The sequence below is a fragment of the Micromonospora sp. NBC_01392 genome (assembly GCF_045040125.1).
GTDB lineage: Bacteria > Actinomycetota > Actinomycetes > Mycobacteriales > Micromonosporaceae > Micromonospora.
In genome coordinates this window covers 1,944,386-1,956,987 of sequence record NZ_CP109549.1, presented here as the reverse complement: position 1 = coordinate 1,956,987, position 12,602 = coordinate 1,944,386, and the positions used below count along the sequence as shown (strand labels likewise).

13 protein-coding genes are annotated in these 12,602 nt (G+C 74.2%); 7 read left to right on the top strand and 6 right to left on the bottom strand.

What is annotated here, in order from left to right; genetic code table 11:
- Nucleotides 1–32: 32 nt before the first annotated feature.
- The gene (locus OG767_RS09150; RefSeq protein ID WP_405094169.1) at nucleotides 33–947 is read left to right on the top strand and encodes a carbohydrate kinase family protein; all 915 of its coding nucleotides are present in this window, start codon (nucleotides 33–35) and stop codon (nucleotides 945–947) included.
- Between the two features lie 165 nt (nucleotides 948–1,112).
- Here the strand turns inward: OG767_RS09150 and OG767_RS09145 are convergent, their stop codons facing one another.
- On the bottom strand, nucleotides 1,113–1,469 hold the full coding sequence (locus tag OG767_RS09145) for a DUF3099 domain-containing protein (RefSeq protein WP_281935345.1): 357 nt from the start codon (nucleotides 1,467–1,469) through the stop codon (nucleotides 1,113–1,115).
- 98 nt (nucleotides 1,470–1,567) lie between these two features.
- Between OG767_RS09145 and OG767_RS09140 the strand changes: the two genes are divergently transcribed.
- Nucleotides 1,568–1,879, top strand: coding sequence for a hypothetical protein (locus OG767_RS09140; protein ID WP_233219766.1), 312 nt, complete (start codon nucleotides 1,568–1,570; stop codon nucleotides 1,877–1,879).
- Nucleotides 1,869–2,180, top strand: coding sequence for a hypothetical protein (locus OG767_RS09135; protein ID WP_107159166.1), 312 nt, complete (start codon nucleotides 1,869–1,871; stop codon nucleotides 2,178–2,180). The genes OG767_RS09140 and OG767_RS09135 overlap by 11 nt, the downstream gene beginning before the upstream one ends.
- Before the next feature lie 49 nt (nucleotides 2,181–2,229).
- Here the strand turns inward: OG767_RS09135 and OG767_RS09130 are convergent, their stop codons facing one another.
- From OG767_RS09130 to OG767_RS09120, 3 genes are all read right to left on the bottom strand, one after another.
- Complete coding sequence (locus OG767_RS09130) at nucleotides 2,230–3,456, bottom strand: low temperature requirement protein A (RefSeq protein ID WP_405093006.1); 1,227 nt, start codon at nucleotides 3,454–3,456, stop codon at nucleotides 2,230–2,232.
- A gap of 3 nt (nucleotides 3,457–3,459) precedes the next feature.
- A complete protein-coding gene (locus tag OG767_RS09125; protein WP_405093005.1) occupies nucleotides 3,460–4,035 on the bottom strand; it encodes an HhH-GPD-type base excision DNA repair protein in 576 nt (191 codons plus the stop codon).
- A gap of 114 nt (nucleotides 4,036–4,149) precedes the next feature.
- Complete coding sequence (locus OG767_RS09120) at nucleotides 4,150–5,370, bottom strand: S8 family serine peptidase (RefSeq protein ID WP_405093004.1); 1,221 nt, start codon at nucleotides 5,368–5,370, stop codon at nucleotides 4,150–4,152.
- Between the two features lie 182 nt (nucleotides 5,371–5,552).
- Here OG767_RS09120 and OG767_RS09115 point away from each other — a divergent pair, with 182 nt between their 5' ends.
- A complete protein-coding gene (locus OG767_RS09115) occupies nucleotides 5,553–7,037 on the top strand; it encodes a methyltransferase (RefSeq protein ID WP_405093003.1) in 1,485 nt (494 codons plus the stop codon).
- The gene (gene dtd, locus OG767_RS09110; RefSeq protein WP_405093002.1) at nucleotides 7,037–7,459 is read left to right on the top strand and encodes a D-aminoacyl-tRNA deacylase; all 423 of its coding nucleotides are present in this window, start codon (nucleotides 7,037–7,039) and stop codon (nucleotides 7,457–7,459) included. The genes OG767_RS09115 and dtd overlap by 1 nt, the downstream gene beginning before the upstream one ends.
- 16 nt (nucleotides 7,460–7,475) lie before the next feature.
- Here the strand turns inward: dtd and OG767_RS09105 are convergent, their stop codons facing one another.
- Nucleotides 7,476–8,264: a sporulation protein gene (locus OG767_RS09105; RefSeq protein ID WP_405093001.1), complete on the bottom strand. Its 789-nt coding sequence runs from the start codon at nucleotides 8,262–8,264 to the stop codon at nucleotides 7,476–7,478.
- Between the two features lie 223 nt (nucleotides 8,265–8,487).
- On the opposite strand from OG767_RS09105, the gene sigB reads away from it, so the two are divergent.
- On the top strand, nucleotides 8,488–9,474 hold the full coding sequence (gene sigB / locus OG767_RS09100; RefSeq protein ID WP_281935362.1) for an RNA polymerase sigma factor SigB: 987 nt from the start codon (nucleotides 8,488–8,490) through the stop codon (nucleotides 9,472–9,474).
- 84 nt (nucleotides 9,475–9,558) lie between these two features.
- Nucleotides 9,559–9,966: a VOC family protein gene (locus OG767_RS09095; protein ID WP_405093000.1), complete on the top strand. Its 408-nt coding sequence runs from the start codon at nucleotides 9,559–9,561 to the stop codon at nucleotides 9,964–9,966.
- A 58-nt stretch (nucleotides 9,967–10,024) separates the two neighbouring features.
- Here the strand turns inward: OG767_RS09095 and OG767_RS09090 are convergent, their stop codons facing one another.
- On the bottom strand, nucleotides 10,025–12,580 hold the full coding sequence (locus tag OG767_RS09090) for a GNAT family N-acetyltransferase (protein WP_405092999.1): 2,556 nt from the start codon (nucleotides 12,578–12,580) through the stop codon (nucleotides 10,025–10,027).
- Nucleotides 12,581–12,602: the final 22 nt, after the last annotated feature.

The following is a 12,602-nucleotide window of genomic DNA, read 5'->3' as shown; positions in this document are numbered from 1 at the left end:
AGGGCCGTGAGCACGGCGTGGGCAGCGAGGGCATGTCCGGTCGGCCCGGTACGAGCGGGGTGCCCGGCATCGCCGTCGTCGGCGACGTGATCACGGACGTGGTCGCGATGCTGTCCGGGCCGCTCGCGACCGGCTCGGACACCGCGGCCGGGATCCGGTTCAGCGGCGGTGGGCAGGCGGCCAACACCGCGGCCTGGCTCGCCGGCCAGGGCGCGGCCGTGACGCTGGTGGCCGCCGTGGGCGACGACGAGACCGGCCGGGACCGGGTCGCCGAGCTGACCGGGATCGGGGTGGACTGCGCGGTGGAGCGGCACGAGGGCTACCCGACCGGCACGGTGATCGTGCTCACCCACGGCGGGGAGCGCACCATGGTCAGTCAGCGTGGCGCGAACCTGCGGCTGACCGCGCGGCACGTCGAGGCCGCCCTGGCGGCGGCGCCCGACGTCGGGCATCTGCACCTGTCCGCGTACACCCTGTTGGACGTCGGGTCGCGCGGCGCCGGGCTGCGCGCGTTGGCCGTCGCCCGCGAGCGCGGGCTGACGGTCAGCGTCGACGCGGCCTCCGCGGCGCCGCTGCGGCGCGTCGGCGGGGCGTTCCTGACCTGGGTACGCGACGTCGACCTGCTGCTGGTCAACACGGACGAGGCGACCGTGCTGGCCGGTGGCCTGGATCCGGCGGCGCAGGGCCGGGCGCTGACCTCGGTGGCGCACCGGGTGGTGGTGAAGCGCGGCGCGGCCGGGGCGGTCTGGGTGGAGCGCGACGGCCGGGTGGAGACGGCCCCGGCGCCCGGGGTGGCCGTGGTGGACGTCACCGGCGCCGGGGACGCGTTCGCGGCCGGCCTGCTCACCGCCTGGCTGGCCGGGGCCGACCCCCGGGCGGCGCTGGCCCGGGCCGGCGACCTCGGCGCCCTGGCCGTGACCACGGTCGGCGCCCGCCCGGGCGCCTGACGGGCGGCCGGACACGCGGTGATCGGGTTCCGGGCCTGGCATGCCGGGCTCGGAACCGGTGTGCCTGACGGCCGATATGCCTTCTGGTCATATTTATGCCTGAGAGGCATATCGGTCTGTCGGCGGACTCTCCGAGCCGGCGTCACGGAGCGTGATGACGACCGGTCAGGGCTCGGCGTCGATGACCTTGTGTGGGCGTTCCTCGGCGGCGAGCGCCATCGGCGGGGTCTCGTCGCGGCCCCGGGGCTGGAACCGGTTGGCCAGCCGGTGCTCCTCCTTGGGCGGGCGGTCGTTCGCCAGCAGCACCGCCAGCCACGGGATGAGCACCATGCCGAGCGCGCACAGCGGCAGCCACAGCCAGAGCAGCGGGGCCTTGACGCCGACCAGGACGGCACCCACGACGATGCAGGCGACCCGGATGCCCATCATCAGCACATAGCGTTTCTGCCGGCTGCTGAGCTGGTCGTCCTGGCTGCGCCGGGCGTCGGTGATCAGGATCGGCTGGTAGGCCTGACGCTTCACCACGGACCTCCTACGAGGGGATACCGCCCATCCTGTCACTCGGGGCAGGTGATCGGCGACAATCCGGTGACGTGTTACGTGCGTGGTACGCTCCGCTCGTGGCCAACCGGTTCAGCTTCACCGACGAGGCGCTGGCGAACCTGCGGGTCTACGACGTCACACCCGGGGAAGTCTGGGAGGCCCTGCACAGCAACCGCCGGGTCATCCGGCACCTGGGCGACGACGTGATGGTGGTCTACGCCACCGACCACCGCGGCCGGCGCCTCGCCGTGCTGCTGGCCGAGGCAGACGGCACCGACAACGACTGGGACATCCTCTCCGCCCGCGAGCTGAGCGACGTCGAGGCCAAGCGCTACGACGAGGCGGTGCGGAGGGCACGCCGACGAGGAGGCGGTCACCATGCACCGTGACGAGGCGACCAAGCGGTTCCACGCCGGCGGCGACGCGTTCGCCGACCTGATCGACGAGACGTCGCCGGCGCAACTGCCCACCCCCGACACCGACGTGCCGATGGTCAGCCGGTCGGTACGCCTGCCGCTGGAGACGTACGAACGGGTCCGGGCCGCCGCCGACGCCCGTGGCATCGGGGTGACCACGCTGATGCGGCAGTGGATCGAGGCGGGCCTGGCCGACCTGGACGACTCGGCCACGGTCTCGCTGGCCGACGTGCGCCGCGCGCTGGCCTCGCTGTCCCGCCCGACCGCCGCCTGAGCCCGCACGCGTCACCTCGGTTCGCGACCGCGGGGCTGGCGGGCCCGGTTCACGCCTCGGGGCCGGCCTTGCCGAGCGCCTCCCGCCCGACCGGCGATGCCGACGACTCCGGCGGCCCACCCCGGGCGTGCCACATGTCGGCGAGCGCGACAAGCGCCAGCACGCCGGCCACCACGGCGAGCGCCAGCAGGACCGGGCCGGCCGTCAGCACCGGCGCGAGCAGCAGCAGGCCCGCCAGCCCGACCAGCCGGGAGCGGGACACCCGGCCGAAGATCTCGTACTCGAAGCGGGACCGGGCGGCCAGGAACAGCGCCGGGCCACCCACCACGAAGACCAGCCAGCGGGCATCCGCCGCGTCGTACGGGTGGGCGATGACCAGTTCGTAGCCGACCGCCGAGACGAGCACCCCGAGCACCATGAACAGGTGGGTCTGGGCGGCCGACTCAGCCAGCCGCCCGGGCGTGCCGGCCAGCCGCAACGCCTCCGCCAGCAGGTGCCCGGCCCGGTGGAAGTAGATCCGCCAGAGCAACGCGGTGACCAGGAACGCCAGCGCGAACGCGGCGGCCGACCGCCCGGAGAACTGCTCCCCGCTGTAGGACACCCCGATCACCAGGATCGACTCGCCGAGCGCGATGAGGAAGATCTGCTGGTAGCGCTCGGCCAGGTGCTCCCCGGCGACCAGCCAGCTCCGGATGCGGGACGAACCGAGCCGGGGCAGCGGCCACCCCAGGAACGTGCCCAGGTAGTCCACCGCCAGCGCGACCGCCCACAGCGGCAGGCGCAGGTCGGGCACCAGCGCGCCGGCCAGCCAGAGCGGGGTGGTCGCCACGGCCCAGCCGACCAGCCGCACCGGCACCATTCGCCGCGGATGCCCGCGCAGCGCCACCAACAGCACCAGCGGACGCGCGACCATCATCACCACGTACGCCAGCGCGAACGTCAACGCCCGCTCCTCCAGCGCGCGGGGAAGCGTCACACCGAGCACCAGACTGCCGAACATCACACCGACCACGACCGCCTGGATGACCACCCGCTCCGGCTCGTACCGGCTGGTCACCCAGGTGGTGATGGTCCAGACCTGCCAGAGCACCAGAAAGAGCAGCAGCGTCCGGCCGACGCCGGCCGCCAGGTGCCCGCTGTCGACGTCGGCCACCAGCCGCTGCGACACCCGGGTCAGCGCGAACACGAACACCAGGTCGAAGAAGAGTTCCAGGAAGGTCGCCCGTCCAGGGCTGGACCTGGTGCGCAGCAGCCCTCCGCCCCGCTGCTCGCTCACGCGTCAGCCCTTCGCGGCCTTCGACTCCGCCTTCATCCGCTGCTTGAACTCGCGCACCCGGCCCAGCGACTCCGGATCGGTCACGTCGGCGACCGACCGGTACGCCTCCGCCTCGCCGTAGGCGCCGGCCGCCTCGCGCCAGCCCGCCGGGGCGACCCCGAACCGCTTGCCGAGCAGCGCCACGAAGATCTGCGCCTTCTGCCGGCCGAAACCGGGCAGCTCGCCGACCCGGCGCAGCAGCTCCGCGCCGTCGGCCGCCTCCGACCAGAGCCGCGCCGGGTCGCCGTCGTAGCGTTCGACGAGCGCCCGGCAGACCTCCTGCACCCGGGCCGCCATCGCCTTCGGGAACCGGTGCAGCGCCGGCGGCCGGGCGAACAGCGCCACCAGCGCGTCCGGGTCGTACCCGGCCAGCTCCCGGGCGTCCGGCTCGTGGCCGAGTCGCTGCGCCAGCACGTACGGCGAGGAGAACGCCTTCTCCATCGGCACCTGCTGGTCCAGCACCATCCCGAGCAGCAGGGCCAGCGGGTCGCGCCGCAGCAGTTCGTTGGCCTGCGGGTCGATGGGTAGGGAGAGCGTCATGCCCCCATCCTGCCGCTCCGGCCACCGCTCCCGCCGCCGACTCTCCGACACACGGCACGACGCGGCCCGGTGGACTCCACTCGAATCCACCGGGCCGCGGTCAGCCGACGGGTGTCAGTTGACGACGAAGAGCAGCCGGTTCGGCGAGCCCGTGCCCGGGCTGGTCACCTTGCCGGTGGTGGCGTTGCTGGTCAGGTAGCTGGCCACCTGCGCCGGGCTGTAGGACGGGTTCGCCGACAGCACCAGCGCCGCGGCGCCCGCCACGTGCGGCGACGCCATCGAGGTGCCGCTGATGGTGTTGGTCGCGCTGTCGCTGCTGTTCCACGACGACGTGATCGACGAGCCCGGCGCGAAGATGTCCACGCAGGTGCCGTAGTTGGAGAAGGACGACCGCGCGTCGCTGCTGGTGGTGGAGCCCACCGTGATCGCCGAGGCGACCCGGGCCGGCGAGGAGTTGCAGGCGTTGGCGCTGGAGTTGCCGGCCGCGAGCGCGTACGTGATGCCGGAGCTGATCGAGTTGGCCACCGCGTTGTCCAGCGTGGTGCTGACGCCGCCGCCGAGGCTCATGTTCGCCACCGCCGGCTTGACCGCGTTCGAGGTGACCCAGTTGACGCCGTTGACCACGCCGGCGGTGCTGCCGCTGCCGGAGCAGTTGAGCACCTTGACCGCGATCAGGCGGACGCCCTTGGCCACGCCGTAGGTGCTGCCGCCGACCGTGCCGGCGACGTGCGTACCGTGGCCGTTGCAGTCGGTGTTGTTGCTGTCCACCGTGTTGGTGCCCCAGGTGGCCCGGCCGCCGAACTGGCTGTGCGTGGTCCGGATGCCGGTGTCGATGATGTACGCGCGCACGTTGGTGGCGGTGTTCGGGTAGGTGTAGGTGCTGTTGAGCGGCAGGCTGCGCTGGTCGATCCGGTCCAGCCCCCAGGTGGCGCCGGTCTGGGTGCCCTGGACGGTCACCCGCCGGTCCTGCTCGACGTACGCGACGGCCGGGTCGGCGGCCAGCCGGCGCGCCTGCCCGATGCTCATCTTCGCGTTGTAGCCGGTGAGCGCGGCGCTCCACACCGTGGCGACACTGCCGCCGTAGCGCTTCGCCAGGCCGGCGGCCCGCTCCGGCACGGCGGTACGCGCGGTGCGGCTGTTCGCGGCGCCGACCGCGTCGCCCTTGAGCACGACCAGGTAGCTGCCGCTGACGGCGTCGGCGGCGCCGGCGAACCGGACCTGACCGGTCGGCGCGGCGAGGGCCGGGGTGGAGGCGGCGGCGGTGAGGGCCGCGGCGGCGGCCGTGACGGCGAGCGCGTGCAGCACGCGACGCCGGGGAACGGACACGTCGGGCATCGTCTGGCTCCCTACCGGGCGGGCCGGCTCGTGGCCGGCGGGCCGCCCATCGACGGATGTTGACGGGAATGCTAACCACACATTGATGCCCATGAAAGAGATAGTTGCCGGGTAAGACCGTCTGCCGGCCGGATCCGGCGGGTGCGCGTCGCGCCGGGCGGCGGTCGGGGCAGGATGGCCACGTGGACCGTCACGACATGCTGCTCTCCCCCGCCGGGGTCGACGCGCTGCGCACCGCGCTGACGCTTGCCGACTTCACCGCCAACGGCATCGCCGGGCGGCTCGGCTCGCAGGCCACCGGCGGCGTCGCCCGCAACGACTACCGGGCCGCGCTGCGCGCCACCGAGGACCGCGACCGGCTGGGCACGCTGATCCGGGTGTTCATCTGCGACCGCACCGAGCCGGAGCCGGTGGTGGCCGCCGCGTTGGCGCCGCTGACCGTGGACGAGGCGCTCGCCGGCGGCATCGTCGAGCGGCACGGCGACGGCCTGCGCGCCGGCGTCGACCTGGAGCCGTACGCCGACGACTGGTGGGTGCTCGCCGACGTGCCGGCCAGCGCCCGACCCGGCCGGCCGCTGCACGCCGAGCACGTGCTGGGCATCGGCGGGGCCACCCAGACGCTGATCGGCGCCGCCGTACGCCGCCCGGTGGAGACCGCGCTGGACCTCGGCACCGGCTCCGGCGTGCAGGCGCTGCACCTGGGCACCCACGCCCGCCGGGTCACCGCCACCGACGTCTCGGAGCGGGCGCTGCGCTTCGCCGCCACCACCGCCGCGCTCAACGGGCAGGACTGGGAGCTGCTCCGCGGCGACCTGGTCGCCCCGGTCGCCGGACGCCGCTTCGACCTGGTGGTCAGCAACCCGCCGTTCGTGGTCGGCCCCGGCACCACCACCCACGTCTACCGCGACTCGGGGCGGGTCGGCGACGCGATCGGCGCCGAGCTGGCCGCCGCCGCGCCGCACCTGCTCACCGACGGCGGCACCATGCAGTACCTGGCGAACTGGGTGCACGTCACAGGCGAGGACTGGGCCGACCGGGTCACCGGCTGGTTCGCCGGCACCGGGTTGGACGCCTGGGTCATCCAGCGCGAGGTGGCCGACCCGATGGCGTACGTGAACCTCTGGCTCACCGACGTCGGGGAGAGCGCCGACCCGCAGCGGATGGAAGCCTGGCTGGACTGGTTCGACGCGCACAAGGTGGAGGCGATCGGCTTCGGCCTCGTGTCGCTGCGCCGGGCCGGCCACGACCAGCCGATCGTCCGGGTCGAGGACCTGCGCCAGCGGGTCGAACCGCCGCTCGGCGACCGGATCGCCGAATGGTTCGACAGGCAGGACTGGCTGCGTGCCCGGGACACCGACGGGCTGCTGGCCGCCCGCTACCGCGCCGCCGACGGGCTCCAGCTCCGCCAGGAGGCCACCATGGGCGACGACGGCTGGGCGGTGGACCGGCAGGTCCTCGCCGCGCCGCGCGGACTGCGCTGGTCCGAGGAGATCGACCCGCTGGTGCTCGCCCTGGTCGGCGGCGCGGACGGCCGGCTGCCGCTGCGCGACCAGCTCGCCCTGCTCGCCGCCGCGCACGACGTGGCCCCGGACGAGCTGGCCGAGGCGGCCGGCCCGATCGTGGCGCACCTGGTCGAGCGCGGTCTCGTCGAGCCGGTGACGGACTGATGCGGGCGTTGGTGCAGACCGTCGCCCGGGCCTCCGTCACGGTCGACGGCGCGGTGGTCGGCGAGATCACCGACGGGCTGCTGGTGCTGGTCGGCGTCACCCACGCCGACACCCGGCAGGTGGCCGCCACCATGGCCCGCAAGCTGCACGAGCTACGCATCCTGGACGACGAGCGCAGCGCCTCGGACACCGGGGCGCCGCTGCTCGTGGTCAGTCAGTTCACGCTCTACGGCGACGCCCGCAAGGGTCGGCGGCCGAGCTGGACCGCCGCTGCCCCGGCGGACGTCGCCGAGCCGCTCGTCGACGCCGTGGTCGAGGAGCTGCGCGCCCGCGGCGCGACGGTGGCGACCGGTCGTTTCCGCACCCACATGCTGGTGGAGAGCGTCAACGTCGGCCCCCGCTCGCTCCTGCTGGACCTGTGAGCGCCCGCGTCGCCGCCTAGAAGAACAGGCCCCGCCGGGACAACGACTGGCGCAGCCAGCCGTCGAGCTGGGCGGCCCAGTCGGTGCGGTCCGCCGTGGCGTGGTCCACGGTGAACCGGCCGAACGCGTCCCGGCCCTCGGTGAACAGGCCGCCCCGCTTGTCCATCTCCAGCACCACCTGCACCTGCTGCGGGTCGGTGACGAAGGTGACCTCGAGCTGGTTCATCGCGCCGGCGTACTGCGGCGCAGGATAGAACTCGATCTCCTGGTAGAACGGCAACTGCTGGCGTACGCCGTAGATGTGGCCCCGCTCGACGTCGGCGCGGGCGAACCGGAAGCCCAACCGCAGCAGCGCCTCCAGCAGCCGCTCCTGGGCCGGCAGCGGGTGCACCGCGACCGCGTCCAGGTCACCTGAGTCCACCGCCCGGGCGACCTCCAGCTCGGTCCGCAGCCCCATGGTCATGCCGTGCAGGTGCTGGCCGTACAGGTCGGTGAGCGGCGTCTCCCAGGGCACCTGGAACCGGAACGGCACGTCGTGGCGCTGCCCCGGCGCCAGCTGGAACGCGCCGGTGAGCTGGATCCGGCCGAACTCCTGGTTGGTGTTGTACTCCGAGTCGCCGCTCTCCACCTCCACCCGGGTGAGCAGGCCGAGCGAGATCCAGCTCACGTCCGCCGGGTGGTCGCCGCCGACCACCTGGACCCGGCCCTCCAGCTGACCGCCGGGACGGCAGTTCGGGTTGGCCAGCACCGTCTGCACCGACGGCCCGCCCACCCCCATCGCCTGCATGAGCCGCTTGAAGACCACCTGAGTTCTCCGATCGCCGGTTCGTCCCCGGCCCTGCCGGCCGGTTCGCTGGCACGGTAGCCGGACGGGACAAGCGACACCCCACGTTCCCCCCGGATTCGTGTCGGGTCCCCGATCGCCTCACTCCCGTCTCACGCCCCGGTTGCGAAGCTGTTTGTCACCGGCCCCCACCGCGCCGGCGGCACGGGCCGGTACGGCACGTAGGACACGGGGAGAGACAGAGATGACCCAGCAGATGATCGAGCACCAGGACATGGACGTCACCCTCACGGACCTGGACGCCACCGACGACCGCGGCGTCTCCACCGACCTGGTCCGGGCCTACCTGAACGGCATCGGCCGCACCAAGCTGCTCACCGCGGCGCAGGAGGTCGAGCTGAGCAGGCGGATCGAGGCCGGCCTCTTCGCCGAGGAGAAGCTCGCCACCTGCACGCCGGTCTCCGCCGACCTGCGCGCGGACCTGGCGCTGGTCGCGGCCGAGGGACGCGCCGCCAAGGACCACCTGCTGGAGGCGAACCTCCGCCTGGTGGTGAGCATCGCCAAGCGCTACACCGGGCGCGGGATGGCCTTCCTCGACCTGATCCAGGAGGGCAACCTCGGTCTCATCCGGGCGGTCGAGAAGTTCGACTACACCAAGGGCTTCAAGTTCTCCACGTACGCCACCTGGTGGATCCGCCAGGCCATCACCCGCGCCATGGCCGACCAGGCCCGCACCATCCGTATCCCGGTGCACATGGTCGAGCAGGTCAACCGGATGGTCCGGGTGCGCCGCGAGCTGTCCGTGACGCTGGGTCGCGAGCCCACCGTCGCCGAGGTCGCCACCGCGCTGGAGGTCCCCGAGTACCAGGTGATCGAGCTGATCTCGTTCGACCGGGAGCCGGTGAGCCTGGACCAGGCGGTCGGCGAGGACGGCGAGAGCGCGCTCGGCGACTTCGTCGCCGCCGTCGACCCGCGTACCGAGCCGGGCGACGCCGCCGCCAACGGCGAGCTGCGCAACGAGGTGCGGATCGTGCTGGCCACCCTCTCCCAGCGGGAGCAGGCCGTGATCCGGCTGCGCTTCGGCCTGGACGACGGCCGGCAGCGCACCCTGGACGAGGTGGGCCGCGAGTTCGGGCTGTCCCGGGAGCGGATCCGGCAGATCGAGAAGGTGACGCTGCTCAAGCTGCGCGACCCGGAGCGGGCGAACCGGCTCGAGGCGTACGCCTGCTGACCCGACGCCCCACCGACAGGCCCCGGCGGTTCGCCGGGGCCTGTCGCGCTTGATCCGGCGGCCCGGGCCGACCACCCTGGGACGGTGAACTGGACCCTGGAAGTGGTGGTCGTGCCGGTCTCCGACGTGGACCGGGCCAAGGAGTTCTACGCCGGTCGGGTCGGCTTCGCCGTCGACCACGACACCGACCTGGGTGACGTGGGACGCGTCGTGCAACTCACGCCCCCCGGCTCCGGGTGCTCGATCGTCCTCGGCCGGGGCGTCGTGCCGGAGATGCCACCCGGTTCCCTCAGAGGGCTGCAACTGGTCGTGCCCGATCTGGAGAAGGCCCGCGCGGAGCTGGTCGAGCGGGGCGTGGAGGTCAGCGACATCCAGGTCGTCGGCAGGAACCCCCGGCCGATGCCGCACCCGCTGGACAACGTCGGCTTCGTGTTCTTCCGCGACCCGGACGGCAACAAGTGGTCAGTGCAGCAGATCTCCGCCCGCGGCTGAGCCCGGGTGTCAACAGGGGTCCCCGCCTCTACCGGAGGCGTTAACAGGGGGCCCGTCCTTACAAGCGGCGGGGGCCGGTGTCGGGGCGCGGTGAATCCGGGCCGGTGCGGATGGTGGCGTGCAGCACCGAGATGCCGTCCGGACGGGCCAGCACCGGGTTGAGCCGCAGCGCGCGTACCCGGGGCTGCTCGTCGGCCAGCCGCCCGACCCGCAGCAGCAGGTCGACGAGCGCCGCCCGGTCCACCGGGGCGGCGCCCCGGTGCCCGTGCAGCAGCGGCGCGGCGCGCGGCTCGTCGACCAGCTCGGCGGCGTCCCGGTCGGTCAGCGGCACCGCCCGCCAGGCCCGGTCGCCGAGCAGCTCGGTCGCCACCCCGCCCAACCCGAACCCGACCACCGGGCCGAACGCCGGATCCTCCACCAGCTCCACCACGCACGCCACGCCCGGCGGCACCATCGGCTGCACCAGCACCTCCGCGCCGAACCCCGAAGCCATCTCGGCGTACGCGCGGCGCACCGCCCCGGCGTCGGCCAGGTCGAGCCGGACCGCGCCCAGGTCCAGGCGGTGGCGCAGCCCCGGGGCGGCCGCCTTGAGCGCCACCGGCCAGCCGAGCCGCTCCCCCGCCGCCACCGCCGCCTCGGCCGAACCGGCCGGCACGGACGCCACCACGTCGATCCCGTACGCGGCGAGCAGCGTCGCCGGATCCGCCCCGTCCGGGCCCCACGCCGCCTGCCCGGCCGCCCGGTCGACCCGGGCCAGCTCGGGCAGCACGCCCGGCGGCCGACGCAGCCAGTCCGCGTACCGGGTGACCCGGGCCAGCGCCCGCACCGCCTCCTCCACGCTCGGGTACGTCGGCACCCCGGTCGGCGCCCGCCCGGCGAGGAACGTCGCCACCACCGGCTTGCCGGTGGCCCGCGCGTCCGGCAGCGCCGCCGCGAAGTCCGCCTCCGGATCGGTGAGCTGACCGGGCAGCGGCGGCGCGAACACCGCCACCACGGCGTCCACCCGGTCGTCCGCCGCCGCGGCGGCGAGCGCGGCGGCGTACGCGGCCGCGCCGCCGGTCGGCCCGACGTCGTGCGGGTACCCGTCGACGACGATCAGCCCCTGGCCGGCGCCGGCGGTCGCGGCCAACCCGGTCAACGCCGACGAGTTGCCGACCACGGCGACCCGCCGTCCGGCCGGCAGCGGCTGGTGGGCCAGCAGCACACCCACGTCGAGCAGCTCCGCGACCGTGTCCACCCGGAGCACGCCGGACTGCGCGAACAGCGCGCTCACCGCGGCGGCGTCCAGCGCCGGCGCCTCGCCCACCCCGGGCGGCCGGGCCAGCGACGCCAGCGCCACCACCGGCTTGCTCCGGCCGATGTGCCGGGCCAGCCGGGCGAACTTGCGCGGATTGCCGAACGTCTCCAGGTAGAGCGTGATCACGTCGGTGCCCGGATCGTCCTGCCAGAACTGCAACAGGTCGTTGCCGGACACGTCGGCCCGGTTGCCGGCCGAGACGAAACTCGACACCCCGAGCCCGCGCCGGGACGCCTCGGCCAGCAACGCCACCCCGAACGCGCCGGACTGGCTGAACACGCCCACCCGCCCGGGCGCCGGCAGCGCCGGCGCGAGCGTGGCGTTCATGCGTACCGCCGGGTCGGTGTTGGCGACGCCGAGACAGTTCGGGCCGACCACCCGCATGCCGGCCAGGTGCGCGGCCCGGACCAGGGCCCGCTGCGCCGCCGCCCCGGCCGGGCCGGCCTCGGCGAACCCGGCCGAGATCACCACCAGCCCGTGCGCGCCCGCGTGGGCGGCGTCCCGCACCACGTCGTGCACCGCGTCCGGCGCGACCACCACCACGGCCAGGTCGACGTCGAGACCGGCGTCGGCCGCCGACCGGTACGCCGGCAGCCCGGCCACCGTCGCCGCGCTCGGGTGCACCGGGACGAGCGCGCCGGTGAACCCGCCGTCCCGCAGGTGCCCGAGCAGCGCCGCGCCGACGCCCTGGCCGGTGGTGCTGGCGCCGTAGACGGCGATGCCGCGTGGGGCGAGCAGCCGGGCGATGGACCGCGCCTCGGTGCGGTGCTCCCGGCCACGCTGCACCGCGAGCGTCGCCTCGGTCGCCGCGATCGGGAAGCTCAGGTGCACCACGCCGTCGGCGTACTGGCGCTGCACCTGGTAACCGAAGTCGGCGAAGACCCGCAGCATCGTCCCGTTCGCCGGCAGCACCTCGGCGACGAAGTGCCCGATACCGTGCCGGCCGGCCGCGTCCGCGAGGTGCTCCAGCAGCACCGAGCCGATGCCCCGCCCCTGGTAGGCGTCCTCCACCACGAACGCCACCTCGGCCTCCGGCGAGGCGGGACCGAGCCGCTCGTACCGGCCGACGGCCACGATCCGCTCGCCGGCCAGCACCACGAACGCCTCCCGGTCGCGGTGGTCCACCGTGACGAACCGCTTCAGGTCCCGCTCCGGAATGCGCGGATACGGCGAGAAGTACCGCAGGTAGCGGGTGCGCTCGGAGAACCGGGCGTGCATCGCCACGATCGCCGCCGCGTCGTTCGGGCGGATCTGCCGCAGCTGGACGGTCGTGCCGTCGCTGAGCAGCACGTCCACCGGTTGTTCGACTGTGGTCACCGGTCGGTCCTCCCCACCGCCG